The sequence below is a fragment of the Paractinoplanes durhamensis genome, assembly GCF_016862175.1.
Lineage (GTDB): Bacteria > Actinomycetota > Actinomycetes > Mycobacteriales > Micromonosporaceae > Actinoplanes > Actinoplanes durhamensis.
Genome location: NZ_BOML01000071.1, coordinates 117,783 through 144,389, shown reverse-complemented (window position 1 = coordinate 144,389; position 26,607 = coordinate 117,783). Strand labels below are relative to the sequence as shown.

Sequence of the window (26,607 nt, the reverse complement as noted above, 5' to 3'; positions counted from 1 at the left end):
GAGTGATATATCTGCCGTGTGCAGGCCGTCTTTGTGGGTTTTGGTGGTGAAGATTGTCCATAGTTTGGACTCGTGGAACGGTAGGATTCTGTGGGGGTTGTTGGCTACCTTTTCTAGCATTTTGTCGGCCAGGGTCAGCCAGGTTGTGGCGCTTCCTGTTGTCATGGCTATGGGGGCAAAGGTGCCGTCGTTGTTCAGGCCTGTCAGGTTTTCGTAGCTGTATACGTTGTCGCCTGCGAAGATCCAGGTTCCGTCTTTCTGGTTGGTTACCTCTATTAGCTGGGAGCCTGCGGTGTGGGTGTCGTGGGCCGGGTGCAGTGTTATGCCGGGGGCCACCTCGGCGTAGCCGTCTACCAATGTGGTTTGGCGGGTGGCCAAGTGCTCCGGCAGGTTGGGCTGGCAGGAGCGGGTCAGGAACTCGAAACGTGGCGGGCGGGACTTTGCGGCCACGTAGCTTTCGATCTCGCGTTGCTGGATCCATACGTGGGCGTTGGGGAACTTGTCTACGCAGCCTGCGTGGTCGAAGTGGTTGTGGGTCAGCAGGATCGTGTCTATCTCGTTCGGGGTCACGCCCACTCTCGCCAGTGCCTCTGTCGGGGTGCACCACTGTGTTCTGCCGTATTTTTTGGTAAGGCGCTGGTAGATCTGCTCGTCGGTGAAGCCGGTGTCTACCAGGATTTTGCGAGTGGGGGTGCTTAGCAGGCCGAAGCAATATGGCATTCGGCGGTGGCCCTCGTTCGGCTGGGCGGCGAACAGGTTGCTTGCTGGGAAATTGTCTACGTAGCCGTATTCTAAGATGTGGATTGACCAGTTCATGATTCTGGGCTTACCTCGAACACTGCCAACTGCAGTGCCACCATCGTGTAGTAGCCGATTACGGTTACCAGCTCGAACAGAGGCGCTTCGCCCAGTTTTGTTACTGCCTCGGCGTACTCCTCGTTGGTTAGTTTGTTGTTTTTGAGGATTTGCTTGGTGATTTGGAAGCAGCAGGCCTCTACTTTGGTCAAGGCTGCTGGTTCCGCGCTGTCGGCAAGTGCCTTCAGGTCTTCTGGGGTCAAGCCTGCTGCTGCTCCGGCCCGTTCGTGGGCGTACAGCTCGAAGGGGCTTTTGTGGTGGTGGGCCACCTGCAGGATGGCTATTTCCTGGGCTCGGGGCGGCAGGCTTGAGCCGAAGCGGACGGCGCCTCCTATTTTTTGCAGGGCGTGGCCGAACGTTGGGCTCAGGATCCAGACCGCGGGTGGGCCCTGCAGCCGGCCGTCCGGGGTCACCAGTTTGAACGGGTTGTCTGCGGCTGCTCGCGGGCCGGTGGCGTACCAGTCGTAAAGGCTCTTTTGGTCTTCGGTCATGTCCGCGGGGTCCAGGTCGTCGATTCTCATGCCGGGTTCTCGTCTCCCAGGAAAGTGCGGGGGTTGGTGGCGGTCATCGTGGCCAGCTGCTCGGGCGGCCATCCCAGGTAGGCGAGCTGCTCCAGGAACATGCGCAGGCACTCGGGCTCGGGTGGCACCCAGCGGGAGAAGACGTCCGTGGTGAGGATTGCGTGCTCCGGGCCTACGGCGGTCAAAGCCTCGTGTACCTGCCGCACGGTCAGGTGGCCGTCGGGGTGGATCAGTGGGGCGTTGCAGAACTCCAAGTAGGCGCCGGTGTCGGTCAGGTCTCGCAGCTCTGCCTCGTCCGTCGTGTAGTGCAGCGGGTGGGTGATCAGCAGGCGCTGGGCTTTCTCGGCGCAGTAGGCGGCTACCGCTCGGCTCTCGGCCGGTGACGCGTGACCGGTGGCCAGGGCCAGGTCGAGTGCGCGGCAGGCGTCGATCACTGCGCGTGCCCGGCCGGACAGTTTGCCGGTTGGCTCCAGGAGGTTAACGGCGGTTCGGCTGTTGTAGTCGGCGAACGACGGGGACGTTCGGCGCAGCAGCTTTGTTATGTAGCCGTCGCGTTCGACGTCGTCGGCGGCGCCCCACGTCGGCAGGAACACCACCCGGGCGCCGTGGGCCGCGGCCAGCTCAACGACCGCGGGTTCGAGGCCGCCTACCGGTGGGTTGAGCGTGATGCTGCCGTGCACGGTGAATCCGGATTCGCTTTCGGCCATTGCTTTTTGCAGGGCGCGAGCCCGGTCCATGGTTGTCCACAGGTGGGACTTCAACACCCAGCCGGCCATCCCGTACGCGTGCGCCAGCCGCGCCACCGCCAGGTCGTCGCCTCGGTTCGGGAGGTCGGCCGAGATGTCCGGTCGGCCGTGGACGTGCACGTCGATCGCGCCGCGCAGCAGGCGATCGAAGCCTTCCGGCTGGGCCGCGGCCAGCAGATCCGTCATCGCAAGATTGTATGACGGTATTACCAGATGCTCAATGATCTCCGGGCGCCGGCACAAGATCGGCCGCGGGTGCAACAAAACCGGGGCCCGCGCACGTCATTACGGGTATGACGGTTCGGCCATTGATCCATAGACTGCGCTCGCTCGTAGTCCTCTCCGGCCCCCACCGCTGAGATCGGGAGAGTCATGGTTCGGCGACGTACTGTCATTGTTGGCGCTATCGGCGCGGCTGCTGGTCTTTCCGCGGCCGGGCTCGCGGTCGCGGGCCGGTCCTCGGCGAGTCACGCCCGCGCTGCCGCCGCGGCCGGTGATCCGTCCGGCGCCACGTGGGTCACGCCGACCGCGGCGCCGATCACCCTGACCGTGACGCCCGCGGCCGATGCGGCCAAGGTGTCGCCGGCCGACGACGTCACCGTCTCGGTCGAAGGTGGCACGCTGCAGTCGGTCACCGTCGCCGCCGGCGGGAAGAAGGTGGCCGGCGCGGTCGGGTCGGACGGGCTGACCTGGAAGTCCACCGGGAATCTGGCCTACGGCAAGACCTATCAGGTGACCGCCTCGATCGTCGACAGCATGGGGGCCAAGGTCGAGAAGACCTCCAGCTTCGCCACGATCAAACCGAAAGCCGTCGCCGGGATCACCTTCCAGGCCAACGGCATGGGCGTACTGAAAACCGGCGGGACGTACGGCGTGGGGCAGCCGGTCATCGTGGCTTTCAGCAGGGCGGTCAGCGACAAGGCCGCGGCCGAGAAGGCGATCGCCGTCGAGACCACGCCTTCCGTGGAGGGCAAGTTCTTCTGGGTGAGCAACACGATCGTGCACTGGCGGCCGGCCAAATACTGGGCCAAGGGCACCACGGTCACCACCAGCGTGAACGCGCTCGGGGTCCATCTCGGCAACGGTGTCTACGGCTCGTCCAACGCGAAGACCCACTTCACCGTCGGCCGAGCGCTGGTTGCGGTCAATGACAACACCACGCACCGTACGAAGGTCTACGTCGACGGCAAGATGGTCCGCGACATGGCCAGCAGCAACGGGCGCGGCGGCACCACCAGGATCTCGGACGGCAGCGAGATCCACTTCTGGACCCAGAGCGGCCCGCACGTGGTGCTCTCCAAGGAGCGGACGCACAGCATGAGCTCGGCCAGCTACGGCCTGAGCGACCCGAACAACCCCAACTACTACCCGCCCGAGATCGTCGAATACTGCACCCGGATCACCTACTCGGGCGAGTTCCTGCACGCGGCGCCGTGGAACCACTCGCTGGGTAAGGCGAACATCTCGCACGGCTGCGTCAACCTGAGCGTCGCCGACGCGAAGTGGGTCTACGAGACCTTCCTGGTCGGCGACGTCGTCGAGGTCCACAACAGCCCGAAGACCCTGCCGATCCGCGACGGCCTGGGCGACTGGACGGTCGCGTACGACAAGTACGGCACCTGACCTTCTGACCCAGGTTCCTAGGACGCCTTGCGGGGTGTGACCCCCGGCGCCGAGTGCGGCGCCGGGTCGGTCGTCACGCCCACTGCAGGACGTCGTCGGGGGACAGGCGGGGCAGCCGCGCGAACCAGGGGTTCTCGCCGGGGTGGCCGATGTTGACTACCAGGAGGGCTCGGAAGCGGCCGTCGGGGAAGAACTCGGCGTTCAGGCCGTCGGCGTCGAAGCCGCTCATCGGGCCGGCGGCCAGGCCGTGAGCCCGGACGGCCAGGATGAAGTAGCCGGCCTGCAGGGTCGCGTTGAAGGTGGCCGTGTTGGTTCGCATCGTCTCGTTGGCGGCGAATGCGTCCTTCAGTTCCGGGCGGAACGGCAGGACCGTCGGGATGTGCTCGTGGAACTCGGTGTCCATGGCCAGCACCGCCACCGCCGGGGCGGCGGCCGTCTTCGCCCGGTTGCCCTCGTTCATGTGCTTCACCAAGCGGTCTCGGCCCTCGCCCGGGTGCACGTAGAGCACGCGCAGCGGCTGCGAGTTCGCCGACGTCGGTGCCCACTTCGCCAGCTCCCAGATGTCGGTCAGCTCGGCGTCGCTCACCGGCGTCTCGGCGAAGGTGTTCGCCGTGCGGGCACCGGTGAAGAGCAGGTGCTTTCCGCTCGGGTCCAGGTAGTCGCTCATGTTGCCTCCGAACTGGCCGCTCCGCAGCACGTCGCCGACGTGTGTGCCGCGGTCATCGACCATCTCAGCCCGGCCGAGCTGGCGACCCTCGCCGCCATCGGGGACAAGGTTCGCGCTCGCCTCACCGCGCTGTCGCGCTGAGCCGGGTGGCCGGCCGGTTCAGTGGCGGGGGCCGTGGATCTGGGCGTGCAGGCGTTCCATGCGCTCGTCGAGGCGGGCGGCGTCCTCGGCGGCCGCGCTCAGCTCCTCGTGGAGGGCGGCCGGCACGTCCTCCTCGTACTTGTAATAGATCTTGTGTTCGAGGCTTGCCCAGAAGTCCATGGCAACGGTGCGTAACTGAACCTCGACCGGGACGGTGACCACGCGATCGGAGAGGAAGACCGGGATCTCCACGATCAGGTGAAGGCTGCGGTAGCCGTTGGGCTTGGGCTGGGCGATGTAGTCCTTGGTCTGCAGCAGCGTGACGTCCTGCTGGCGGGTCAGCATGTCGGCGACGGTGTAGACGTCCGAGACGAAGCTGCACACCACGCGGACGCCGGCGATGTCGCGGATCCGGGTGCGGACCGCGTCGAACGCCTGCGGGCAGCCGATCCGCGCCGCCTTCGCGGTGAGGCTCTCGACCGTCTTGAGCCGGGTGTTGACGTGCTCGATCGGGTTGCCGCGACCGCGGTGGGCCAGCTCCTCGGCCAGAATGGTGATCTTTGTGCCGATCTCGGCCAGTCCGAACTTGTAGACCAGCATGAAGTGGCGCAGCTCTTCGGCCGGCCACCGCAACACCTCAATGTCGGCGTTGGGCACCCGGGCCAGCTGGAACCCGTCGGTGGTCACTGTCTCGTCTCCCGTTCGTTGACCCATACCACCGTATGCGGCCGTGTCAGGGGGCGGGCGCGAGCACCCAGAGGACCTCGCATTCCTCGTCACTCTCAGTGGCGTTGGACCAGGTGTGTGGTTCCCGGCCGGGGAAGGTGAAGGCGTCGCCCGCGTCGAGCAGCACCGATTCGTCGGACAGGGTGATCCGGAGCCGGCCGCGCACCACGTAGACGAACTCGACCTCGCAGTCGAGGGTGTAGAGCTCGTCGCCGCCGCTGCCGCCGGGCTCGACGGTCGAGTGAAGCACCTGGAGGTGGGTCTGAGTGCCCGGGGTGAGCAGCAACTCAAGGACGTTGCTGCCGCCGAAGTTGATCGGCCGGCCCTTGCCCGCGCGAACCAGGGAGGTGGCCGGGGGCTCGAACAACTCGCCGACCCGGATGCCGAGCACCTCGCAGATCGACACCAGCGACGCCACCGAGGGGGAGACGTCGTCGCGTTCGAGGCGGCTGATGAACCCCTTGTTCAGGCTGGTCGCGTCGGCCACCTGCTGCAACGTGAGCCCGCGGGCCTGCCGGGCGGAGCGCAGCCGGCCACCGATCGCGGCGGCGGTCACCGGTGGCTGGGCCACCCGCCGTACTTGGCCTGCCATGTCCCTCCTCCGGCTCGCCTACGCACCGCATTGTCCAAGGCGGTGGAAAAGCGGGGCGCCAGGGGTTACGCCGTGGTAAAAGAGTAGCCCGTCAGGCAACAACCGTTGCGTGGCAAATAACTTCGGCTTACGCTCCCCGCCATGACCGACACGCGGCCCAGAATCACCGAGGTCGAGCAGCACGGCATCGACACCATTCCGGCGGAACATCGGCACTCGCGGCCCCTGGACCTGTTCCGCATCCAGTTCGGCGGCGCCAACACGTTCGCCACCGTCATCCTCGGTACCTTCCCCGTGATCCTCGGCCTGTCGTTGTGGCAGGCGGTCGCGGCCACCGTCGCCGGCGTCCTCGTCGGTGCCCTCTTTCTGATGCCGATGGGCCTGTTCGGGCCGGTCACCGGCACCAACAACGCGGTCAGCTCGGGCGCGCACTTCGGTGTCCGCGGGCGGATCGTCGGCTCGTTCCTGTCCCTGCTGACCGCCATCGCCTTCTACTCGATCTCGGTCTGGGTCAGCGGCGACGCGGTCGTCGGCGCGCTGGTCCGGCTGGCCGGGGTGCACGACTCCGACCTGCTGCGCGGCATCGTCTACGCGGTGCTCGGCGGCGTGGTCATCGTCGTGGTGATCTACGGCTACGCGTTCATGCTGCTGGTCAACAAGGTCGTGGTCATCGGCAACACGCTGCTGATCCTGCTCGGCGGCCTCGCCTACACCGGCAAGCTCGACCTCGGCTACAACCCCGGACCTGATGCGTACGCGCTGGGGTCGTTCTGGCCCACCTTCGTGCTCTCCGCCCTGATCGTGATGGGCAACCCGATCTCGTTCGGCGCCTTCCTCGGCGACTGGTCCCGCTACATCCCGGCCGGCACCAAACCGTCGCGGCTGCTCGGGGCCACCCTGTTCGCCCAGCTCGCGACGCTCGTACCGTTCCTCTTCGGCGTTTTCACCGCGACCCTGGTCGCGGGGGAGGCCGACTACATCGTCGCGCTGATCAACGCCTCGCCCGCCTGGTACGCGGTGCTGCTCATCGTGGTCGCGTTCCTCGGCGGGCTGTCCACCGGGATCACCTCGCTCTACGGCACCGGGCTGGACTTCTCCTCGGTGTTCCCGCGGCTCAACCGGGTGCAGGCGTCGCTGTTCATCGGTGCGCTCGCCTTCGTGTTCATCCTGGTCGGGCGGCTGGCCTTCGACCTGATGGCGAGCGTGAACGCCTTCATCGGCGCGATCGTCATCTGCACCACGCCCTGGATGATCATCATGACGATCGGTTATGTGGTTCGCCGTGGCTACTACCGGGCGGCCGACCTGCAAGTCTTCAACCAGGGCCGGGTCGGTGGCGCCTACTGGTTCCTCGGCGGCGTCAACTGGCGGGGGATGGCGGCCTGGATCCCGTCGGCGATCCTCGGGCTGCTGTTCGCGAACTATCCGCCGCTGATCGAGGGGCCGTTCCGGAACGTCGCCGGCGGCGTCGACATCAGTCTGCTCGTGTCGATCGGGACGGCTGCGGTGGCGTACGCAATCCTGCTCTTCGCCTTTCCGGAACCTCGCTATGTCTTCGGGCCGGAGGGTCCGCTGGGGGTGCCGAGTGCGGACGGCGCCGAACCGGAAATCGTCGGGGCGCTCCGGGAAGCCGCAGTCTGAGCACATGTCTGTTCCCCGGATCACCCCTGTTCCCCGGATCGTTCAGGACGGTCGCGTCGGCCAGGTCGACGCGACCGTCGTCCCCCGCTTCGCCGGGCCCGCCACCTTCGCCCGCCTGCCCCGCATCGACGAGGTCTCCGACGTCGACGTCGCCGTGCTCGGCGTGCCGTTCGACGCCGGCGTCTCCTACCGGCCCGGCGCCCGCTTCGGGCCGGGCCACGTTCGCGAATCGTCGCGGCTGTTGCGGCCCTACAACCCGGCGGTCGACGTGGAGCCGTTCGCCCGGCAGCAGGTGGTGGACGCCGGTGACCTGGCCGTCAACCCGTTCGACATCGGGGAGGCGATCGGCGCGATCGAGGCCGGCGCCCGGGCCGTGCTCGAACGGGCCGCGCGGCTGGTCACCATCGGCGGCGACCACACCATCGCGTTGCCGCTGCTGCGGGCGATGGCGGCGGTGCACGGGCCGGTCGCCGTCGTGCACTTCGACGCCCACCTCGACACCTGGGACACCTACTTCGGGGCGGCGCACACCCACGGGACGCCGTTCCGGCGCGCCTCCGAAGAGGGGCTGATCGACCGGTCCGGCTGCCTGCACGTCGGGACGCGCGGGCCGCTCTACTCCACCCAGGACCTGGCCGACGACCGGGAGCTGGGCTTTCACGTCGTGCCGAGCGTCGAGATCGATGACCTCGGGGCGCGGGGGATCGCCGAGCGGATCCGGGACCGGGTCGGGGATCGGCCGGTCTATCTCTCCATCGACATCGACGTGCTGGATCCGGCGTTCGCGCCCGGGACCGGGACGCCCGAGGCCGGCGGCATGACCAGCCGGGAGTTGCTCGCGGTGCTGCGCAGCTTCGGTTCGCTCGATCTCGTCGGGGCGGACGTCGTCGAGGTCGCACCCGCCTACGACCATGCCGAGATCACCGGGATCGCGGCGGCGCACACGGTTTACGAGATCCTGTCCGCCCTAGCTTTTGGGAAAAGTTGATGACTGACGTGCTTCAGGCCGCGCGGAAGCTGGTGGACGCGTTCGCCGCGCACGACACCGCGGCCTATTTCGGCAGCTTCGCCGCCGACGCCACCTTCGTTTTCCACACCCACGAGCGGCCGTTGCGCTCCCGTGCCGATTACGAGCAGCTTTGGTACGGCTGGGAGCGCGACGGTTTCCGCGTCCTGTCCTGTTCGTCCGCGGATCAGCACGTCCAGGAGTTCGGTGACGTCGCGGTGTTCAGCCACCGGGTCCGCACCGTCGTGCTGCTCGCCGGCGCGAAGCAGGCACTCGACGAACGGGAGACTATTGTCTTCCATCGTGCGGAGGACGGTCGATGGCTGGCCGTCCACGAGCACCTGAGCGCGACGCCCTGAGCGCGACGCCCTGAGCGCGAGGCTCTGAGCGCGACGCTCGGGGCGCGAGGCTCTGAGCGCGAGGTTTCCGAGCGTGCCGCTCGGGGCCGCGAGGTTCTGAGCGTGCCGCTCGGGGCGCGGCGGCGGCCGCCGATGTTAATTGCGGTTCGCCGCAGGCCGTCACCGTCGTCGCTGTGGACAGATGCGATCGTCCTCGTGCTGACCTGCGATTTTGCTTTGTTCGGACGTTCGTGAACGTTCCGATCAGTACGGACCCGTTCGGACCGGTGGCCGGTCACGTGTCGCGCCGATGTGCTGTCGCTGCGGGTCGCGCAAGCGCTGCCCGCGATGACAGTCATCGATCGGGAGGAGCGCGATGTTCAGGATCGGAAAACGGGCGGCTGCGGTAATTGTTGGGCTGTTGATCGCCGGTGGCTGGGGAGTGGCGCCGGCCGAAGCCGCCGGTGCCGCTGAGTCCGCTGCCGTTGGTTCTACTGCCGTTGGTTCTACTGCCGCTGGTTCCGCTGCTGTTGGTTCTGCCGCGACGCCCGCGACGCCCACGGCGGCCGGCGCGGTGTCGGAGGGCGCGGATGCCGCGGCGTACGCAAATGCCTTGAAATCGCCGGACTGGGCCAAGATGCCGGGTGGGCTGGTGCGTAAGTCGTGCGTGCACCAGTTGCCTGCCGGTGCGACGTTCGAGGACGGCGCGTTCGTCTACGCCGACGGCACCCGCAAGACCGTCGCCGCCTGCAGTCAGCCGCGACTGACCCGGCCGCAGAAGACCGCGGCGCCCGGCTCAGCGCCCGGCTCAGCGCCCGGCTCGGCGCCCGGCTCAGCGACCGGCTCAGCGGCCGGCTCGGCGGCCGGCTCGGCGGCCCGCTCGGCCACGAGCGTCGGGACCGGGCCGATTCCGGCCACCAACGGCTGGATGATGGCCTCGAACTGGCTGGCGCCGCAGTGGCTTCGCCGGATGTGGGTCAACATCGCGGTGCCCGCCGCGCCCGCCAAGGCCGGCGCCACCGACTTCGTGTTCCCGTCGCTGACCGGCACCTCGACCATCCTGCAGCCGGTGCTGTCCTACGGCGGGAGCGCCTGCGGCGGCGGCAACTACTGGTATGCCACCAGCTGGTACGTGTGGCCCGGCGGCGCGGTCTGCGGTGCGAACATCCGGGTCAACACCGGCGACACCATCTGGGGTGGCCTGGAGGGCAACGACTGCAACAGCGACGGCACCGGCTGCCACTGGACGGTCCGGACCGTCGACAAGACCATCGGCGGCGAATCGCGGATCGACATCACCAGCGGCGTGGTCTTCAAGGAGGCGCAGGGTGGCGTGCTCGAGTCCTACGGCGCGGCCGGGTGCAACATGCTGCCGGCGAACAAACATCTCGCGTTCCGCGGCATCCAGCTCTTCGGGCCGACCTTCAACGCACTGACCCCGGCCTTCTCGACGAAGATCTGGGACCAGGAGTGCGGCATGACGCTCGGCTACACCAGCAACAGCACCGACATCTACTGGACCGTCGGATGAGGGCCGTCCTCGCGGCCGCCCTGGCCACCGGCCTCGTCGTGGCCGGAGCCGTCACCGCCGCCCCGCCCGCCGCGCTGGCCTCGCCCGGCGACCAGACCATCATGACGCTGACCGTCGGCGGCAACCGGCTCGGCTTCGCGTCGCTGACCGTCAACGCCGACGGCCGGTCCCGCCGGCTGGAGGTCTGCGACCAGCTCGCGACCGACGGCGGCGAGGTGGCCGGGCAGTTGATGACCCCGTCCGGGCAGATCATCACCTACCCGGACGCCAACGGCGGCGGCTGCTACCTGCGCGACATCTATTACGCCGTCAACTGGATCCGGGCGGTCCGCGACCAGTACCACACCGTCTGGGAAGGGGCTCCGCCGCTGAACTGACACCGTGCCGCGGCCTTGCGGTCCGTCGATAGGCTTCGGTCTATGTTGGACGCCGCGAACACGGTGGGAAGTCGGCCGGCGCCGGTGGCGAGCGCCGCGGATTTCGTCGCCGAGCTGCGACGGCTACGAGCCTGGGTGGGCCGGCTGTCGCTCCGCGAGTTGAGCAAGATCGCGGAGCGGCGCCGGCTCGCCGATGGCGGGCGCACCGAGCTGCTGCCGCCGAGCACCACGTCGGAGGTGCTGGCCGGCAAGCGCCTGCCCCGGCTGCCGCGGCTGGAGTTCGTCGAGTCGTACGTCGCGGGTTGCCTGTCCGCGGGCAAGGTGGACGAGGCGCAGATCGAGATCGAGTTGGCCCACTGGCGTGAGTTGTGGCGCAGCCTGGCCGAGCCGTCGACGGCGCCGGCGTGCGAGCCGGTCGCCGTCCGGCCCCGGCCGAGGCTGAGCGCGTGGCTCGTCCTGGCCGCCGTCTTCCTGTCCGGCGGTGGACTGGGGGTGGCCGGCACGCAATGGTGGAACGGCCGGCAGCCGGCCGCCGGCAGCCTCGCGGCCGCGGCCTCCCCGGACGCCTGCGCCGGACCGGACACTCCCGTCCCGGCCGGCCGGGACATCGTCGGCCCCACGCCGGCCTGGTGGGTGAACGACACCACGATCCCGCTCCACAGCGCCGGGCTGGCCTTCGACGCCGAGGTACGCCCGGGGACGCAGCGGGCCGGCGACGTGGTGATCGTCAAGAACGTGCAGCTGGTCCAGGGCCGGCACTACGCACTGGCCTTCACGGCCTCGACCGACCGGCCGACCACGGTGAAGGTGCGGGCCCAGGACAACGAGCAGCCCTACTACTACCCGTCGATCGACCGTGACTTCCCGGTCGACGCGAATCCGTGCCGGCACGTCTATGCGTTCGTCGGCGGCAAGACCAGCAGCCATTCCGAGCTGACCTTCCAGGTCGGTGGCCACCCCGATCCCTTCCGCCTGGCCGTTTCCGGGGTCGCCCTGGTCGATCAGGACGGTTGAGGGGGCACACGCAGCGCGGCTCTTTTGCTACGTTCCGGAGCGACAAGATCGTCGATCGTTGAGCGGGCCGGGGGGTGGCGCGAATGAGCGCCCGTCGCGATCGGGTGGTCGCAGTGATGCGCGCCGGGCAGGAGGCGTTCGCGCGCGCCCTCGAGGACTGCGACGAGGAGGGCCGCTTCACCGCACACCGGTGGAACCGGCCGGGCGGGGGCGGCGGCGAGGCCCGCATCCTCGAGGGCGGTCAGGTCTTCGAACGCGCCGGGGTCAACGTGTCGGCCGTGCACGGCGACGAGGCGCCGGCCACCATCGCGGCCGAGCACGGCGTCGACCCCGCCGCCGGATTCTTCGCCACCGGACTCTCCACCGTGGTGCATCCCAACAACCCGCACGTGCCGTCGTTCCACGCCAACTTCCGCTACTTCGAGATGGGCGAGGACACCTGGTGGTTCGGCGGGGGCGCCGACCTCACCCCCTCCTACGGGTACGCCGAGGACGCGGCCCATTTCCACCGGACGCTCAAGGACTACTGCGACAAGTACGATCCGGCGTTCTATCCCGAGGCCAAGAGTGCCTGCGACCGTTACTTCTACCTGCCGCACCGGCGCGAGACGCGGGGCGTGGGCGGGATCTTCTTCGACGGGCTGCGACCCGGCGGCCCGGACGGCTGGGAACGCGCCCTCGACCTGGCGCAGCGCGGCATCGAGACCCTGGCCGCGGCCTACCTGCCCATCGTGCGGCGGCGACTGGACCAGGCGTACGGCAAAAAGGAGCGTGAGTGGCAGCTCCTGCGCCGCGGCAGATATGTGGAGTTCAACCTGGTCTATGACCGGGGCACCAGGTTCGGGCTGCAGACCGGTGGCAACATCGAGGCGATCCTGATGTCGCTGCCGCCGCTGGCCGGCTGGGGTTTCGACGTCACGCCCGAGCCCGGCAGCCCCGAGGCGGAGATGCGCGACCGGTTCCTCACCCCGCGGGATTGGGCAGCGGCCGCGCCCGGTTGGTGAACCGTGCGCGGCCGCCTCCGTGCCCCCATACAGTTGGGACTATCCGAAGATCGACGAAACCCATTCCGGGTGGTCGATGAACGGGTTGCGGTTGTGCTGGTAGGTCGAGTAGATGACCTCGTTGCGGTTCTTCTCGAACGAGTCCGGCGGGTCCTGCGCGCTCCAGGTCAGCAGCTTGGAGAGCTTGCCGATGTAGGGGTTGCTGCCGTTGGAGACCGAGTCGTTGACCTCGAGGTCGGCGAAGCCATCGTCACCCTCGTACCGCACCGCCATGTAGAAGATCATCCGGGCGACGTCGCCCTTGACCGCGTTGCGGGGCTCCCACGAGTCCGAGTCGGTGTAGTTGCCGGGGGCGCCGGTGGCCGCGCTGCCGCCGCTGTCGAAGTCCTTGTTGTCGCGCAGCGCGTTGACCGAGACGTCCTCCGGCCGCAGGTGGTGCAGGTCGGTGCCGGGGCCGGCGGTGGTGCCGAAGTCACCGTGCGACTTGGCGTAGACGTGCTCCCGGTTCCAGTCGCCGGAGTCGCCACCGTTGAGCGTCTTCGACCGGCTGATCCCCGAGTACAGCAGGATCACGTTGGACGAGTTCGACGGGTCCTGGTCGGTGACCTTCAAAGCGTTCCAGACGCCGTCGTACGAAAGCTTCGTCACGCCCGACGAGATGATGCTGTGCAGGGCGTTCTTGAGGCTGTCGCCCGACTTGCCGAGCGCCGACGCGTAGTAGGTGTCGGTCGAGCTGGACGACGTCGGCGACACGGTCGGGCTGGTCGTCGGGCTCGTCGTCGGGCTGGTGGTGCTGCCGGTGCCGCCCTTGACCATCGAGGACGGCGACTTGAGACCGGCGTGCGAGAAGTACGCGGTGAGCGTCCCCGTCACGGTGATCTGGGTCCGCATCAGGCTCGGGTTGGTGAGCAGCCCGAACGCCGACCGGTAGGAACTGGTGATCTGCACGTACAGCATCGACCCGGTGGCGGTCGTGGTGCTGCTGTCGGCCAGCGCCAGCGCGGTGTCCCCGGTGAAGCTGCTGGTCCGCACGGTGCTGGTGGCGGTGGGCTCACCCACGACATAGCCGGTGACGGTGCCGGTCCCACCGGTCTGGCTCGCGATCGCCTGCGCGACCGTCATCGAGGCCGCCGCGGCCGGAAGCATGACGGGCGGCGCAACCGGCGCCCGGAAGAACGTGACCACAAGTGCCAGCACTGCGACAAGCGCAGGTGTGGTTATCGCCGCAATGCGCCGATGGCGGGACGGGCCGGACATGAGCACTCCGATCACCAGGCTATATAGATGCTGGTGAGCGTATGGGCCGGAGCTCTGATACCCGTCATACCGAATCTGTCATACGTGCTCCGGCTCCGTGAACTTTAGGTAGATCCCCTCAGCGTTGCCAGGCTTCCACGACGTTGTCGGGGTTCCAGACGACGTCGACAGCCTCGGGGGACAGGCTCGCACCGGAGCGAGTGACGGCGATCAAGCCGGTGTGTGCTGAGTCGAAGCCGGGGACCTGGCGGGCGCCGTCCTGGAGCCGGCGCAGGTCGTGGGTGTCGAAAGGGACGCCCAGCCATTTCACCGAACCGCAGAAATGGAGCCGCGAGGCGATGGGGGCTCGGTCGGCGCCGACCAGGTCGATCTCCGGGTTGAACTGGCGGTTCCACCAGCCGCCGACCACCTGAGCCTCCGGCCAAGGCAGCGAACCGTTGATCACGGCCTCTTCCAATGACGTACGGATCAGTGGCTCCACCGCTCGGCCGCGCCAGCTTGTCCATCGGTTCTGGAAGAGGGTGAAGCCGGCGTCGGGGCGCCCGCGCCGGGTCAGGTTGTGGACCTCGCGCAGGATGGCCAGGTAGAGCCGCAGGTTGCTGTCGGCGACCCGGTAGAGCGCGGGTTTTCCGCTGGTGGTCGACAGTGGCTGATCGGTGGTCAGGACCTGCTTGTCGTCGCTGAGCTGCCGGAGCAGGGGCGACAGGGTGCCGGAACTGACCGCGCCGTCCCGGCCGCCGGCGGTACTTGCGATGTTCGCGAAGGTGCGGGCGTCGCCGCCGACCGCTTCGAGAACGCGCCGGGCGACGTCCGGGTTGGGGAACTCGGAAGCGAGCGACTGTTCGGGCACGGCGAACAGGAGTGACGCCTGGTCGGCGCACTCGCTGCGCAGGTAGTCGTCGGCGGAGGTTCCGGACGGCCAGCGCAGGAGGATCCCGGGCAGGCCGCCGGTGATCAGGTGCGCGTCGATGGCGTCGGAGCCCGTGAGCCCGGCCGCTACGGCGGTCTCGGCGAGATTGAGGGGGCCCAGGACGAGATTATCGGCGCGGCCGTAGAACGGGCGGTCGTACGCGGTGAGGCGCTGCATCATGTGCAGGTCGCTGCCGAGGAGCATCAGCAGAATCGGGCGACGGGACAGTAAGCGGTCCCAGACGACCTGCAACTGGCCGTCGAACGTGTCGTCCTGCTCGGTGAGCCATGGCACCTCGTCGAGCACGACGATGCACGGCCGATCGGGCAGCGCGCCGGCCAGGACACGCAGCATGTCGCCCCAACCGCCGGCCGGTGGCGTTTCGGGAAGCAGAGCATGATCGTTGGGCAGGTCCGACTCGGTCAGACCGGCGAGGAACTGGGTGGTCGCCTCGGTGACTGATGCGCCCTTGACTGCGGTGAAATACAGATAAGGCAGGCCGGAGCGGTCACAGAGCTCTTGGACCAGGCGTGATTTGCCGACCTGGCGGCGGCCGCGGATGGCCACGGCCAGGCCGGTCCCGGTCCGCGTGACGTGGTCGATCCGCTTCGTCAGGAGAGACAGCTCGGTGCGCCGACCGACGAACATGGGAACCTCCGGCAGATAGATAGCATCTAGGTAGATGAAATCTACGTAGATGCAATCTACCTCAACCGGGTTGGAGTGTCAGGCCGCCAGGTCGGTCGCGGTCGCGGGGGCGGGAGCCGGAGCCGGAGCCGGAGCCGGAGCCGGGGCTTCGGCCCGGCGCCAGCGTGTTGACGGGGCCGGGGCCTTCTTCTCGATCGGGCGGCGGATGGCCGCTTCGCCTCGGTTGGGCAGGGCCAGGCGGAAGACCTTGAACCAGGCCGACGCGACCTGCTTCGGCAGCGGGCCGGAAGTGTAGGACAGGCCGTACCGCTGGAAAAGGTCTTGGATCTTGGGGGCGATCGTGCGGTAGCGGTTGCTCGGCATGTCCGGGAACAGGTGGTGCTCGATCTGGTGGGACAGGTTTCCGGTCATGATGTGCATCGCCCGGCTGCCGCTGATGTTGGCCGAACCCAGCATCTGGCGCAGGTACCACTCGCCGCGGGTCTCGCCCTCGATGGACGTCTTCTCGAACGTCTCGACGCCGTTCGGGAAGTGGCCGCACATGATGACCGAGTGGCTCCACACGTTGCGGATGATGTTGGCGGTGAAGTTGGCGGCGATCGTGTGCAGGAAGAACGGGCCGGACAGCGCCGGGAACACGATGTAGTCCTTGAGGACCTGCTTGCCGATCTTCTTGCGTACGCCCTTGAGCGCGGCCCGGAACTTCGGGTCCCGCCGGCGCTCCTTGGTCTGCAGGTTGCGGCCCAGCTCCAGGTCGTACGCGGCGATGCCGTACTCGAAGAACAGCGCGTTGACCATGTTGTAGAACGGCTGCCCCAGGTGCGCCGGGTGCCATTTCTGGTCCTCGTCGACCCGCATGATGCCGTAGCCGAGGTCGTTGTCCTTGCCGATCACGTTGGTGTACGTGTGGTGCAGCTCGTTGTGCGAGTGCTTCCACTGGTCGGCCGGGGTGACGTGGTCCCATTCCCACTTGGACGAGTGGATCTTGGGGTCCCGCATCCAGTCCCACTGCCCGTGCAGGATGTTGTGGCCGATCTCCATGTTCTCCAGGATCTTGGCGATCGACAGGCCGGCCGTGCCGACCAGCCACGCCGGTGGGAACAGCGAGAACAGCAGGATGCCGCGGCTGCCGATCTCGAGCCCGCGCTGCCAGGCGATCACCCGCCGGATGTACGCCGCGTCCTTCTCGCCCCGGCTGTTCATGACCTCGTCGCGGATGGCGTCGAGCTCGATGCCGATCTGCTCGATGTCCTCGGGGGTGAGGTGGGCGATCGGGCTGATCTTCTTGCGCTGGATCGTCGTCATTTACTCAGCCTTCGATTGTGCAGGGGCCGGCGGCGGCCGAGATGCAGGTCTGGACGAGGATGCGGTCGCCGGGTTCGGCGATGGTGAGCCGGCCGTCGCGCAGGTCGCGCACGGCGCCCTCACGCAGCGGCAGTACGCAGCTGAAGCAGATACCCATCCGGCAGCCGGACGGCATGAGAACGCCGGCGGCCTCGCCGGAGTCGAGCAGCGGCTCCGAGCCGTCGGTCTCGACCACGGTGCCGGATTCGGTGAACGTGACCGTGCCGCCCCCGCCGCCGGTCAGCAGCGTCGGGCGGAAGCGTTCGGTGCGGAGTCGCTCGGCGGCGCCCCCGTCGGCCCAGTGGGCCTCCAGGTCGTCGAGCATCTCGTTCGGGCCGCATGCCCACGTCTCGCGTTCGAGCAGGTCGGGGACCAACTCGGCGACGTCGGCGGGCTTGAGCCGCCCATCGGCCCGGGTGTGTCGCTCGATCAACCGGATCCGTCCTTCGGCGGCCAAAACCCGAAGTTCCGACCCGAAGACCACCGCTTCTTGCGTACGGGCGGAGTGCACCACGACCACGTCGGCCAACTCGTGCAGCGCGCTGCGGAGCATGCCCATGACCGGGGTGATGCCGCTGCCCGCCGTGACGAAGAGAGCCTTCGGCGGCCGGGGTGCGTGCAGCAGGAACTCGCCGGTGGGCGGGTCGAGGTGCAGGATCATCCCGCGCTTGGCGTTGCGGACCAGCTCGGTGCTGACCGCGCCGTCCGGGACCGCGTTGACCGTGATGGTGATCCGGCCGTCGCTGCGCCAGGGCGGGCTGGTGATCGAGTAGGAGCGCCACAGGCGGACGCCGTTGACGTCCACGCCGACCCGGACGTACTGCCCGGGCTCGTGCCGCACCCAGCCGCGGCCGGGCCGCAGCACCAGGGTGACGCTGTTCGCCGTCTCCGCGTGCACAGCGTCGATCTTGGCGCGGAGCACCGACGCGTTGCGCAGCGGAGCGATCACGTCGAGGTAGTCGGCGGGCACCACCGGGGTGGTGATCAACTCGACCACACGCCAGGCGCCGGTGCGAAGGTTCCGGATAACGGCCACGTAACAAGCTTCCTGCGCTCGCGGGGGTAGAGTCCTAACCACATGAAGTGAATCCGACCGTGTTCTTTGTTCGCTGCGAACAAGAACGGGGGTAAAAGGTGTGACGGAGGCCCTACCGGACGTCCGAACCTTCCGGCTGTCCCCGGAGGTGGTCGCCCCGCTGCGCGAACGGCTGTCGCACGTCTCCACGCAGACCATCGATGCCATCATGGCCGAGGTCCCGGCGTACGCGGAGGCGTTCACCGGCGATCTGGGCGCGAAGATCGAGCGAGCCGTCCGCACCGCCCTGGGCACCTTTCTCAAGCTGGTGTCCCGTGACCACGGCCCCGACCCGCAGTCCCCGCTGGCCCCCGGGCTGGAGGCGGCGTATGCACTGGGCCGCGGCGAGGCCCGCAACGGCCGCAGCCTCGACGCGCTGCTCGCCGCCTACCGGGTCGGCGCCCGGGTCTCCTGGCACGAACTGGCCGAGATCAGCGTCGCCACCGGCCAGCCGGCCGCCACCATCGCGCACTTCGCCGAGCTGGTCTTCGTCTACATCGACGAGCTCTCCGCGGCCAGCGTCGTCGGGCACTCCGACGAGCTCGCCTCCTCCGGCCGGGCCCGCACCCGCCACCTGGAGCAGCTCACCCTGGCCCTGCTGGCCGGCGAGACCCAGCACACGATCGTGACGGCCGCCCAGCGCGCCGACTGGTCACCCCCACGCACGCTGACCGCCGTCCTGGTCCCCGAGCACGCCGTCCGGACGGTGGTGGACCTGCTCGATCGCCGCACGCTGCGGCTGAGCGAGGCCGGCCCGGCGGTGCCGGACTTCTCGGTCCTGCTCGTCCCCGACGCCGACGGCACCGCCCGCGCCGCGGTCCTGGGCCTGCTCCGCGGCCAGAACGCGGTGGTCGGCCCGGCCCGGCCGTGGCTGCAGGTCAAGGCGTCCTACGACCGGGCGGTCCGCACCCTGCTGCTCCCCGGCACGTCCACCAAGACCGTCGTCGACACCGAGGATCACCTGGCGACGCTGGTGCTGACCGCCGACCCGCAGGCGCTCGCCGACCTGCGGGCCAAGGTCCTCGAACCGCTGTCGGCCGCCGCCGATCTGTCGGCGGCCAAGCTGGCCGAGACGCTGCGCAGCTGGCTGCGGCACCAGGGCCGGCGCGAGGACGTGGCGGCCGAGCTGTTCATCCACCCCCAGACGGTGCGCTACCGCATGACCCGGCTGCGCGACCTGTACGGCGACCGCCTGCGCGACCCGGAATGGCTGTCGTCGCTGTTCATCGCCCTGTCGGTGCCCGGCGAGGCGTGACGGCTACTCACTGCGGGCCGTCTCCGGGCCGGTGATCCTTTCCAGCAGCGGCATGGTGGAGGCGATGATGGCCAGGCAGGCCGCCAGGCCGGCCACGACCACCAGGTAGAAACCGGCGCCGGGCGCGACCAGCGCGTAACCCATCTGGGCCTGGAGGAACAGCGTGGCCGCCAGGAAACCCATGCCGATCGCCACCACCGCGACGACCAGCAGCGGGGCGGCGGTCTCCAGCGCCACCACCCGGCGGAGCACCCGGACCGGGGCGCCGCTGAGCCGGAGCAGGCTGAACGGGCGTTTGCGCTCGGTCAGGCCGCCGACCACGCTGACCGCGAGGCTGCACCCGGCGATCGCCAGGCTCGCGATGATGACCACGTCGGCGAGCTGCTGCCAGCCGCGCAGCGTGTCGGCGAAATCGGACTCGAAGTCGCCGGTCACGTTCGGCGCGATCCGATAGCCGGGATAGGCCAGCTCGAGAGCGGTGCGGGCGCGTTCGATCGTGGCGGCCGCGCCGTCGGTGAGGATGACGACCGATTCCATCGGCAGCCGCGTCAGGGCGTCGGGCGGCACGGCCGAGGTGGGCCAGATCCGGTCCGGGTCGGCCGATTCGCGCCACGGGATGAAGTCGCCGGCCACCACCGCGACCGCGGCGCCGGGCGCGCACCGGCCGTAGACGGCCGGGATGTCCGCGCACGCGACCAGCCCGGGATCGGCGTACTTCTCGGGGTTCCGGCGCAGTTGCGACACCGAGAGGACGCCGGGCAGCGAACGCAGGTCGCCGGGAGTGGCGTCCGGCAGCGGCGTGCCGTCCGGCGAGTACATCGAGACGGTCCGGCTCTCCAGGGAGCCGGCCGGGGCCTGGCCACGGTTGGCGACGATGGTGGTGATCACGCCGGTCGCCACCGTGGTGATGAAGAGCGCGAGCATGATGCCGCTGATCGCCCGGAAGCCGGCCTTCGGGTTGTCGGCCAGGCGCCGGGCCGCGATCAGGGTGGCCGGCCGGGTCGAGCGGCGCACCATGAACCGGGCGCTGAGCATGGTCAGCAGCGGGCCGGCCAGGATCAGGCCGGTCATCACCAGCAGCAGGCCGGGCAGGAACACCGCGGCCTGGCCGCCCGACGTCTGCGGCCTCGGGCCGAGCAGGAAGAACGCCAGTTCGCCGAGGCCGAGGGCGATCGGCAGCAGCCGGAACCAGCTCGGCGGGCGCGGCGTGGCCCGCCGGGCGATGCCGAGCGGGGAGACCCGGACCCGGCGCAGCGAGACCCCGGCCGCCAGTGCCGCCCCCGCGGGGACACCGGCGGCGACGATCAGCACGTCGCGCAGGCTCAGCGACATGTCGCTGGTGAAGAACCGGTCGCCGGTGAAGGGAATGCTCGCCAGCGAGTCGCGGAAGGCGAGGAAGAGGACGAACCCCAGCGCGGTGCCGGCCAGCGCGGCCGCCGCGGCCTCGATCGCGGCCACCACCGAGATCTGCCAAGGGGTCGCGCCGACCAGGCGCATCGCGGCGAACCGCTGCTCCCGGCGGGCGGCGTTGAGCCGGGTCGCGGTGCCGATGAAGATGAGCACCGGGAAGAGCAGGCCCGCGACGATCACACTCATGATCAGGTTGACGAAGGTCGCCGGGATGGCCGGGGCGTCGGCGCCGACGCTGGTCCGCGGCACCGCACCGGGGAGGTCGGCGGCCCCGGCGTTGCCGGCGATCAGCAGCAGCGAGTCCGGCGACGGCAGCGCCGCGTCGCCGACCGTGCCCATGGCGCGGGCGGGATAGCGGTCGGCGAGCTGGTCGCCCGGGTGGGCGGCCAGCAGCCGCTGCAGGGCCGGGGACGCGTAGAACTCGCCGGGCGCGGGCACGGCCGGAATGCCGACCGGGACGGGGGAGCCTGGCCCGGTGGCGGCGACGTCGATCCGGGTGATCTGCTCGCCGTGGAAGTAGTCGTCGCGGCTGGCCCACCACAGTGGCTCCGGGCCGGGGGCCGGCGCCTGGGGGAACAGGGCCGCGTATCGAGTGAGCTGCTCGTTCACGGCGTTGATGCCGGCGAAGGTGGCCAGCAGCAGGCCGGCCCCGACCGCCACCGCGGCGGCGATGACGATCAGGCGGGTCAGCGCCTCCCGGCCGCCGGCGACGGCCAGCCGCAATCCGAAGCTGATCATGCCGCCCTCCGCACCGGCACGGTCACCCGGCCGTCGCGAACGACAACCTCGCGATCGGCGTACGCCGCGACCCGCGGCTCGTGCGTGACCAGCACGACCGTGGTGCCCTGGGCCCGCGCCTCGCCGACCAGCAGGTCCATCACCTGCTCGCCGGTCAGTGAGTCGAGCGAGCCGGTGGGCTCGTCGGCGAACAGCACCTTCGGCTCGGCGACCAGCGCCCGGGCCAGCGCGACCCGCTGCGCCTGCCCGCCGGACAGCTCACCGGAGCGGCGCTGCTCCAGACCGTCCAGCCCGAGGCGCTCGAAGTAGCCGTGCGCGCTGCGCAGCGCCGCCGCCCGGCGGATCCCGCCGAGCATCAGCGGCAGCGCGACATTTTCCGCCGCGGTGAGCTCCGGGACCAACTGCCCGAACTGGAACACGAACCCGAACTGATCGCGCCGCAGGGCGCTGCGCCGGGCCTCGCTCATCGTGTCGAGGCGCTCCCCGTTGTAGCGGACCTCGCCGCTGTCGGGCACGAGGATGCCGGCCAGGCAGTGCAGCAGCGTCGACTTGCCGGAGCCGCTCGGCCCCATGATGGCCAGGATCTCGCCCGCCTCGATCTCGATCTCCGCGCCGCGCAGCGCCGGGGTGGCGCCGAACGAGAACGCCAGATCCCGCGCCTCCATAACGACAGTCATGAGCGCACCACTTTCCGCAGGGCGTCCAACCGGGCGCCGGTCGTCTCGATCCATCGCAGGTCGGCCTCCAGGTGGAAGAGGCCGTGGTCGGCGAGCAGGCCGTCGACCAGGCTGCCGGTGCGCTTGAGCTCGGTCAGCTCACGCATCCGCTGCAGGTGGGCGGCGCGCTGGGTGTCCAGATAGTCGCCGGCCGGGCGGTCCAGCATCAGGGCCAGCACCACCTTGGCGAACAGCACGGTCTGCAGGTGCGGCTCCGGCTCGACCGGCTCGGTCAGCCAGTGCTCGACCTCGGTCGCGCCCAGCTCGGTGATCAGGTAGCGCTTGCGGTCGGGACCGTCGCCGGGGCTGACGTCGCCGACGGTCACCTTGCCGTCCCGGGTGAGGCGGCTCAGCGTCGAGTAGACCTGGCCGAACGGCAGCGGCTTACCGCGGCCGAAGAAGGTGTCGTAGTCACGCTTGAGGTCATAGCCATGGCTCGGCTCTCGTTCGAGCAGGCCGAGCAGGGTCAGGGGCACACTCATGCCAGGAGAATACACTCGGTGTATACCCCGGGTATATACCCCCGGTGGATAACTAGATGAGAGTCAGCGCCTCCGCGAAGTGGCAGGCGGTCTCGTGGCCCACGCCGCGGGCGGTGAGCGCCGGGATCTCGGTGGTGCACTTCTGGCGCTCGTCGTCGCTGAGCCGGTCGGCGAACTTCGGGCACCGGGTGCGGAAGCGGCAGCCGCTGGGCGGCACGACCGGGCTCGGCACGTCGCCGGAGAGCAGGATCCGCCGGCGGGACCGTTCCTTGCGGGGGTCGGGCACCGGGATCGCCGAGATCAGCGCCTGGGTGTACGGGTGGGCGGCGTTGCGGAACAGGTCCTCGACCGGCGCCGTCTCCACGATCCGGCCCAGGTACATCACCGCGACCCGGTCGGCGATGTGCCGCACCACCGACAGGTCGTGCGAGATGAACAGGTAGGACAGGCCGAGCTCGTCCTGCAGGTCCTCGAGCAGGTTGACCACGCCGGCCTGGATGGAGACGTCGAGCGCCGACACCGGCTCGTCGAGAACCAGCACCTTGGGCCGCAGCGCGAGCGCCCGGGCCACCCCGATCCGCTGGCGCTGGCCGCCGGAGAACTCGTGCGCGTAGCGGTTGCCGTGCTCCGGGCTCAGCCCGACCATCTGCAGCAGGTCGCGGACCTTGTCCCGGGCGTACAGGCCGTGGATGCGCAACGGCTCGGCGATGATCTCGTTGACCGTCATCCGGGGGTCGAGCGACGCGTACGGGTCCTGGAAGACGATCTGCATCTCGCGGCGCACCGGCCGCATCTGGGCGCGGGACAGCGGCACGATGTCGCGCCCTTCGAACAGCACCGAACCCGCGGTCGCCGGGAGAAGGTTGAGCAGCAGCCGCCCGGTGGTGGTTTTGCCGCAGCCGGACTCGCCGACCAGGCCGAGCGTCTCGTGCGAGAAGATGTCGAAGTCGACACCGCAGACCGCGTGCACGTCGCCGATCCGGCGCCGGACGACCCCGCGCGACCGGACCGGAAAGTGCTTGACCAGCCCGCGTACGGAGATGATGGGGGACGCGTCGGCAGTCACGCGAAGACCTCCTCGGCCGTGGCGGTGGCCAGCTCGGTGTGGAAGTGGCAGGCGGCGAGATGCCGCGGATTCGTGGTGGCCGTCAGCTCGGGCTCCACCTCCGCGCACCGGTCCCGGGCCTTCGGGCAGCGCGGCAGGAACGGGCAGCCGGACGGCAGGTTGAGCAGCGACGGCGGCGACCCGGTGATCGGGATCAGCCGCGGCCGGCCGGACTCGTCGATCCGCGGCAGACTGCCGAGAAGCCCCAGGGTGTACGGCATCCGCGGCTCGTAGAAGATCTCGTCCACCGAGCCGGTCTCGACGAGCTTGCCCGCGTACATGACGTTGACCCGATCGGTGTGCCCGGCGATCACCCCGAGGTCGTGGGTGATCAGGACCAGCGCCGCGCCGGTCGCCTTGCGGGCCGCCTCCAGCGCCTCGAGCACCTGGGCCTGCACGGTCACGTCGAGGGCGGTGGTCGGCTCGTCCGCGATGATCAGATCGGGGTCGTTGGCCATCGCGATCGCGATCACGATGCGCTGCCGCATGCCGCCCGACAACTCGTGCGGATAGCTGTTGACCCGCAGCGACGGGTTCGGGATGCCGACGATGTCGAGGAGCTCGACCGCCCGCTTCATCGCCCGGCTCTTCGGCACGTCCTTGTGCGCCAGCACCGCCTCGGCGATCTGGGTGCCCACGGTGTAGACCGGGTTGAGCGAGGTCAGCGGGTCCTGGAAGATCATCGCGACCTTGCTGCCCCGGATCTTCGACATCTCGGCGTCCGAGCGGCCCAGCAGTTCCTCGCCCATCAGCCGGATCGAGCCGGTGATCCGGGCGCTGCGCGGCAGCAGCCCCATCACCGCCATCGACGTCACCGACTTGCCGGAGCCCGACTCGCCGACGATGCCCACCGCATCACCGCGGTTGACCTGGTAGGACACGCCCCGGACGGCCTGGACGACGCCGTCCTCGGTGGGGAAGGCGACGGTGAGGTCATCGACCTCGAGGAGCGCTGTCATTGCCGAACCCTCGTTTGCTTCGGGTCGAAGGCGTCGCGTAGGCCGTCGCCGACGAAGTTGATCGTCAGGGCGATCAGGATGATGAGCAGGCCGGGGAAGTAGAACAGCCACGGCCGGGTGTTCACCGCGTCCCGGTTGATCGACACCAGCAGGCCGAGCGACGTGTCCGGGGCCTGCACGCCGACGCCGAGGAACGACAGGGCCGCCTCGCCGAGGATGCCGGTCGCGATGGTGAGCGTGGCGACCACGATGATCGCGCCGAGCGCGTTGGGCAGCAGATGCCGCAGGATGATCCGGGCATTGCCCGCCCCGAGCGCCCGCGCCGCCTCGATGAACTCCTGCTCGCGCAGGGAAAGAACCACACCCCGAACCACCCGGCTTACGTACGGCCAGGTCAGCGCGCCGAGGATGACCGCGATCGACCACCACTGGCTGCCCCCGACCCCCTGCGCGGCGACCGCGGCGGCGACCGCGATCGTGGGCAGCGTGAGGACGACGTCGACGATGCGCATCATCAGGAAGTCGAGCTTGCCCCGGTAGAGGCCGGCGATCGCGCCCCAGAGCGCGCCGAGCACGGTGCCGATCAGCGCGATCGCGAGGGCGATCTTGAGCGACTGCTGCGTGCCCCGCATGACCTGGGCCATCGTGTCGTGCCCGATCAGGTCGGTGCCGAACGGATGGCCCAGGGACGGCGGCTGGGACAGGTCGTCGGTGATGTCGGTGTAGCTGTACTTCCAGAGCAGCGGGCCGACATAGGCGAACAGCGCGACCACGACGAACAGCACCAGGCTGGTCACCGCGGCCCGGTGCCGCAGGAAGCGGCGCAGCACCAGTTGGCTCTGGGTGCGCTCGCGCACGGTGAACGTCTCGGCCGTCGGCCGCGCGGCGGTGTCACTCATGGCGGATCCTCGGGTCGAGCACGGCGTAGAGCGAGTCGGCGATGACGTTGAAGGCGATCACGACCAGGCCCGCGAGCAGCAGCCAGGCGGCCACCGCGTTGGTGTCGGCGCGGGCGACGCCGTTGAGCAGCATCCGGCCCAGGCCGTTCCAGTTGAAGACGGTCTCGGTGATCACGGCGCCGCCGAGAATGGCGGCGATGTCCAGCGCGGTGACCGTGACCAGCGGGATCAGCGCCGTCCGCAGCACGTGCTTGACCAGCACCTTGCGCCAGGTCAGGCCTTTCGCCCGGGCCAGCCGTACGTAGTCGGAGTTGAGCACCTCGAGCATGGCGGCCCGCTGGTAACGGCTCCAGGCCGCGTACGAGATCAGGGCGAGCGCGATCGTCGGCAGCACCAGGTGCCCGGCGACGTCGGCGAACTTCCCGGCCGCCGACAGGCTCTCATAGTTCTGCGAGGTCTCGCCGATCGTGTAGAACACCGTGGTGCCGGAGGCCCGGTTGTAGCGGACCGCGAGGTCTTTGAGGACGATGGCGATCCAGAACGACGGCATGGCCAGGAAGACGAAGCCGGCGAACGTGGTGGCGTAATCGAACCGCGAGTACTGCCGGACCGCGCTCAGCACGCCGGTGAGGATCGCCAGGACCAGGGCCAGCAGCATCGCGACCAGAACCAGTCGCAGGGTGACGGTCGCCGAGCGGCCCAGGTTGGCGCCGATGTTGTAGTTGCTCTGCACCGACTGGCCGAAGTCGCCGTGCAGGACTCCCCAGAGCCAGTCCCAGTACCGGACGAAGATGTTGTGGTCGAGGCCGAGACGCTGCGTCTCCAGCTCGATCGTCCGCGGTGGCGCGGGCGGGTTGCGCAGCTTCAGCGGTTCGAGCGGATCACCCGAGAGCGCCACCAGGGCGTACGCGAGGAACGACGCGACCAGGAGGACGGGTATCGCGGCGGCCAGGCGCCGCACGACGTACGCGAACATGATTTTTCTCTTTCGAGGAGGCTGCCCGGCGCGGCGGAACCGCGCCGGGCA

At 69.2% G+C, this 26,607-nt stretch carries 26 protein-coding genes; 9 read left to right on the top strand and 17 right to left on the bottom strand.

Features of this window, described 5'->3' with window-relative positions; translation table 11 throughout:
• The 3 genes from Adu01nite_RS41910 to Adu01nite_RS41900 form a co-directional block, all read right to left on the bottom strand.
• On the bottom strand, positions 1-816 hold an 816-nt coding region (locus Adu01nite_RS41910), incomplete at its 3' end, for an N-acyl homoserine lactonase family protein (protein WP_203734927.1).
• Positions 813-1,376 (bottom strand): carboxymuconolactone decarboxylase family protein, encoded by a 564-nt coding sequence (locus tag Adu01nite_RS41905; RefSeq protein ID WP_203734926.1) that lies wholly within the window; start codon positions 1,374-1,376, stop codon positions 813-815. The genes Adu01nite_RS41910 and Adu01nite_RS41905, both read right to left, overlap by 4 nt.
• Entirely contained in the window at positions 1,373-2,308 is a 936-nt protein-coding gene (locus Adu01nite_RS41900) for a DUF6282 family protein (protein ID WP_203734925.1), read from the bottom strand. The genes Adu01nite_RS41905 and Adu01nite_RS41900 overlap by 4 nt, the downstream gene beginning before the upstream one ends.
• 186 nt (positions 2,309-2,494) lie before the next feature.
• Here Adu01nite_RS41900 and Adu01nite_RS41895 point away from each other — a divergent pair, with 186 nt between their 5' ends.
• Complete coding sequence (locus tag Adu01nite_RS41895; protein WP_203734924.1) at positions 2,495-3,745, top strand: L,D-transpeptidase; 1,251 nt, start codon at positions 2,495-2,497, stop codon at positions 3,743-3,745.
• Positions 3,746-3,818: 73 nt separating this feature from the next.
• Here Adu01nite_RS41895 and Adu01nite_RS41890 read toward each other — a convergent pair whose 3' ends face one another.
• The 3 genes from Adu01nite_RS41890 to Adu01nite_RS41880 all read right to left on the bottom strand — a co-directional run bounded on the left by Adu01nite_RS41890 (position 3,819) and on the right by Adu01nite_RS41880 (position 5,871).
• Positions 3,819-4,412, bottom strand: a complete 594-nt coding sequence (locus Adu01nite_RS41890) for a malonic semialdehyde reductase (RefSeq protein WP_203734923.1) — start codon at positions 4,410-4,412, stop codon at positions 3,819-3,821.
• Between the two features lie 159 nt (positions 4,413-4,571).
• Entirely contained in the window at positions 4,572-5,240 is a 669-nt protein-coding gene (locus tag Adu01nite_RS41885; RefSeq protein ID WP_239133122.1) for a GTP pyrophosphokinase, read from the bottom strand.
• 46 nt (positions 5,241-5,286) lie between these two features.
• Positions 5,287-5,871 carry a helix-turn-helix domain-containing protein gene (locus Adu01nite_RS41880; RefSeq protein ID WP_203734921.1) on the bottom strand — a complete coding sequence of 195 codons (585 nt, stop codon included), beginning with the start codon at positions 5,869-5,871 and terminating at the stop codon, positions 5,287-5,289.
• Positions 5,872-6,012: 141 nt separating this feature from the next.
• Here Adu01nite_RS41880 and Adu01nite_RS41875 point away from each other — a divergent pair, with 141 nt between their 5' ends.
• From Adu01nite_RS41875 to hemF, 7 genes are all read left to right on the top strand, one after another.
• Complete coding sequence (locus Adu01nite_RS41875; protein WP_203734920.1) at positions 6,013-7,512, top strand: purine-cytosine permease family protein; 1,500 nt, start codon at positions 6,013-6,015, stop codon at positions 7,510-7,512.
• Between the two features lie 4 nt (positions 7,513-7,516).
• On the top strand, positions 7,517-8,500 hold the full coding sequence (speB, locus tag Adu01nite_RS41870) for an agmatinase (protein WP_203734919.1): 984 nt from the start codon (positions 7,517-7,519) through the stop codon (positions 8,498-8,500).
• Positions 8,500-8,877: a YybH family protein gene (locus Adu01nite_RS41865; RefSeq protein ID WP_203734918.1), complete on the top strand. Its 378-nt coding sequence runs from the start codon at positions 8,500-8,502 to the stop codon at positions 8,875-8,877. The genes speB and Adu01nite_RS41865 overlap by 1 nt, the downstream gene beginning before the upstream one ends.
• 592 nt (positions 8,878-9,469) lie before the next feature.
• Positions 9,470-10,387 (top strand): hypothetical protein, encoded by a 918-nt coding sequence (locus Adu01nite_RS41860; protein WP_203734917.1) that lies wholly within the window; start codon positions 9,470-9,472, stop codon positions 10,385-10,387.
• Positions 10,384-10,764 (top strand): hypothetical protein, encoded by a 381-nt coding sequence (locus Adu01nite_RS41855; RefSeq protein ID WP_203734916.1) that lies wholly within the window; start codon positions 10,384-10,386, stop codon positions 10,762-10,764. The genes Adu01nite_RS41860 and Adu01nite_RS41855 overlap by 4 nt, the downstream gene beginning before the upstream one ends.
• 42 nt (positions 10,765-10,806) lie before the next feature.
• Positions 10,807-11,778, top strand: coding sequence for a hypothetical protein (locus Adu01nite_RS41850; RefSeq protein ID WP_203734915.1), 972 nt, complete (start codon positions 10,807-10,809; stop codon positions 11,776-11,778).
• An 83-nt stretch (positions 11,779-11,861) separates the two neighbouring features.
• Positions 11,862-12,782, top strand: a complete 921-nt coding sequence (gene hemF / locus Adu01nite_RS41845; protein ID WP_203734914.1) for an oxygen-dependent coproporphyrinogen oxidase — start codon at positions 11,862-11,864, stop codon at positions 12,780-12,782.
• A gap of 39 nt (positions 12,783-12,821) precedes the next feature.
• Here the strand turns inward: hemF and Adu01nite_RS41840 are convergent, their stop codons facing one another.
• The 4 genes from Adu01nite_RS41840 to Adu01nite_RS41825 all read right to left on the bottom strand — a co-directional run bounded on the left by Adu01nite_RS41840 (position 12,822) and on the right by Adu01nite_RS41825 (position 17,977).
• Positions 12,822-13,979: an endonuclease gene (locus tag Adu01nite_RS41840; RefSeq protein ID WP_239133121.1), complete on the bottom strand. Its 1,158-nt coding sequence runs from the start codon at positions 13,977-13,979 to the stop codon at positions 12,822-12,824.
• Between the two features lie 178 nt (positions 13,980-14,157).
• Positions 14,158-15,597 (bottom strand): ATP-binding protein, encoded by a 1,440-nt coding sequence (locus Adu01nite_RS41835; protein ID WP_203734912.1) that lies wholly within the window; start codon positions 15,595-15,597, stop codon positions 14,158-14,160.
• Positions 15,598-15,675: 78 nt separating this feature from the next.
• A complete protein-coding gene (locus Adu01nite_RS41830) occupies positions 15,676-16,902 on the bottom strand; it encodes a fatty acid desaturase family protein (RefSeq protein ID WP_203734911.1) in 1,227 nt (408 codons plus the stop codon).
• Between the two features lie 4 nt (positions 16,903-16,906).
• Positions 16,907-17,977, bottom strand: coding sequence for a ferredoxin reductase (locus tag Adu01nite_RS41825; RefSeq protein ID WP_203734910.1), 1,071 nt, complete (start codon positions 17,975-17,977; stop codon positions 16,907-16,909).
• Positions 17,978-18,077: 100 nt separating this feature from the next.
• On the opposite strand from Adu01nite_RS41825, the gene Adu01nite_RS41820 reads away from it, so the two are divergent.
• On the top strand, positions 18,078-19,271 hold the full coding sequence (locus Adu01nite_RS41820) for a PucR family transcriptional regulator (protein WP_239133120.1): 1,194 nt from the start codon (positions 18,078-18,080) through the stop codon (positions 19,269-19,271).
• A 3-nt stretch (positions 19,272-19,274) separates the two neighbouring features.
• Here the strand turns inward: Adu01nite_RS41820 and Adu01nite_RS41815 are convergent, their stop codons facing one another.
• The 7 genes from Adu01nite_RS41815 to Adu01nite_RS41785 are packed head-to-tail and all read right to left on the bottom strand — an operon-like array spanning position 19,275 to position 26,556.
• Entirely contained in the window at positions 19,275-21,419 is a 2,145-nt protein-coding gene (locus tag Adu01nite_RS41815; RefSeq protein WP_203734909.1) for an FtsX-like permease family protein, read from the bottom strand.
• Positions 21,416-22,096, bottom strand: coding sequence for an ABC transporter ATP-binding protein (locus Adu01nite_RS41810; RefSeq protein ID WP_203734908.1), 681 nt, complete (start codon positions 22,094-22,096; stop codon positions 21,416-21,418). Before Adu01nite_RS41810 ends, Adu01nite_RS41815 begins: the two co-directional genes overlap by 4 nt.
• Complete coding sequence (locus Adu01nite_RS41805) at positions 22,093-22,617, bottom strand: PadR family transcriptional regulator (RefSeq protein WP_203734907.1); 525 nt, start codon at positions 22,615-22,617, stop codon at positions 22,093-22,095. Before Adu01nite_RS41805 ends, Adu01nite_RS41810 begins: the two co-directional genes overlap by 4 nt.
• Positions 22,618-22,669: 52 nt before the next feature.
• Positions 22,670-23,683: an ABC transporter ATP-binding protein gene (locus Adu01nite_RS41800; RefSeq protein WP_203734906.1), complete on the bottom strand. Its 1,014-nt coding sequence runs from the start codon at positions 23,681-23,683 to the stop codon at positions 22,670-22,672.
• A complete protein-coding gene (locus tag Adu01nite_RS41795) occupies positions 23,680-24,681 on the bottom strand; it encodes an ABC transporter ATP-binding protein (protein ID WP_203734905.1) in 1,002 nt (333 codons plus the stop codon). The genes Adu01nite_RS41800 and Adu01nite_RS41795 overlap by 4 nt, the downstream gene beginning before the upstream one ends.
• Positions 24,678-25,580, bottom strand: a complete 903-nt coding sequence (locus Adu01nite_RS41790) for an ABC transporter permease (protein WP_203734904.1) — start codon at positions 25,578-25,580, stop codon at positions 24,678-24,680. The genes Adu01nite_RS41795 and Adu01nite_RS41790 overlap by 4 nt, the downstream gene beginning before the upstream one ends.
• Positions 25,573-26,556, bottom strand: coding sequence for an ABC transporter permease (locus Adu01nite_RS41785; RefSeq protein WP_203734903.1), 984 nt, complete (start codon positions 26,554-26,556; stop codon positions 25,573-25,575). Before Adu01nite_RS41785 ends, Adu01nite_RS41790 begins: the two co-directional genes overlap by 8 nt.
• Positions 26,557-26,607 lie beyond the last annotated feature (51 nt).

Coding starts and splice junctions, on each gene's coding strand:
- Adu01nite_RS41905 (WP_203734926.1), bottom strand. CDS start 1,376: ATGAGAATCGACGACCTGGACCCCGCGGACATGACCGAAGACCAAAAG.
- Adu01nite_RS41900 (WP_203734925.1), bottom strand. CDS start 2,308: ATGACGGATCTGCTGGCCGCGGCCCAGCCGGAAGGCTTCGATCGCCTG.
- Adu01nite_RS41895 (WP_203734924.1), top strand. CDS start 2,495: ATGGTTCGGCGACGTACTGTCATTGTTGGCGCTATCGGCGCGGCTGCT.
- Adu01nite_RS41890 (WP_203734923.1), bottom strand. CDS start 4,412: ATGAGCGACTACCTGGACCCGAGCGGAAAGCACCTGCTCTTCACCGGT.
- Adu01nite_RS41880 (WP_203734921.1), bottom strand. CDS start 5,871: ATGGCAGGCCAAGTACGGCGGGTGGCCCAGCCACCGGTGACCGCCGCC.
- Adu01nite_RS41875 (WP_203734920.1), top strand. CDS start 6,013: ATGACCGACACGCGGCCCAGAATCACCGAGGTCGAGCAGCACGGCATC.
- speB (WP_203734919.1), top strand. CDS start 7,517: ATGTCTGTTCCCCGGATCACCCCTGTTCCCCGGATCGTTCAGGACGGT.
- Adu01nite_RS41865 (WP_203734918.1), top strand. CDS start 8,500: ATGACTGACGTGCTTCAGGCCGCGCGGAAGCTGGTGGACGCGTTCGCC.
- Adu01nite_RS41855 (WP_203734916.1), top strand. CDS start 10,384: ATGAGGGCCGTCCTCGCGGCCGCCCTGGCCACCGGCCTCGTCGTGGCC.
- Adu01nite_RS41850 (WP_203734915.1), top strand. CDS start 10,807: ATGTTGGACGCCGCGAACACGGTGGGAAGTCGGCCGGCGCCGGTGGCG.
- hemF (WP_203734914.1), top strand. CDS start 11,862: ATGAGCGCCCGTCGCGATCGGGTGGTCGCAGTGATGCGCGCCGGGCAG.
- Adu01nite_RS41835 (WP_203734912.1), bottom strand. CDS start 15,597: ATGTTCGTCGGTCGGCGCACCGAGCTGTCTCTCCTGACGAAGCGGATC.
- Adu01nite_RS41830 (WP_203734911.1), bottom strand. CDS start 16,902: ATGACGACGATCCAGCGCAAGAAGATCAGCCCGATCGCCCACCTCACC.
- Adu01nite_RS41815 (WP_203734909.1), bottom strand. CDS start 21,419: ATGATCAGCTTCGGATTGCGGCTGGCCGTCGCCGGCGGCCGGGAGGCG.
- Adu01nite_RS41810 (WP_203734908.1), bottom strand. CDS start 22,096: ATGACTGTCGTTATGGAGGCGCGGGATCTGGCGTTCTCGTTCGGCGCC.
- Adu01nite_RS41805 (WP_203734907.1), bottom strand. CDS start 22,617: ATGAGTGTGCCCCTGACCCTGCTCGGCCTGCTCGAACGAGAGCCGAGC.
- Adu01nite_RS41795 (WP_203734905.1), bottom strand. CDS start 24,681: ATGACAGCGCTCCTCGAGGTCGATGACCTCACCGTCGCCTTCCCCACC.
- Adu01nite_RS41790 (WP_203734904.1), bottom strand. CDS start 25,580: ATGAGTGACACCGCCGCGCGGCCGACGGCCGAGACGTTCACCGTGCGC.
- Adu01nite_RS41785 (WP_203734903.1), bottom strand. CDS start 26,556: ATGTTCGCGTACGTCGTGCGGCGCCTGGCCGCCGCGATACCCGTCCTC.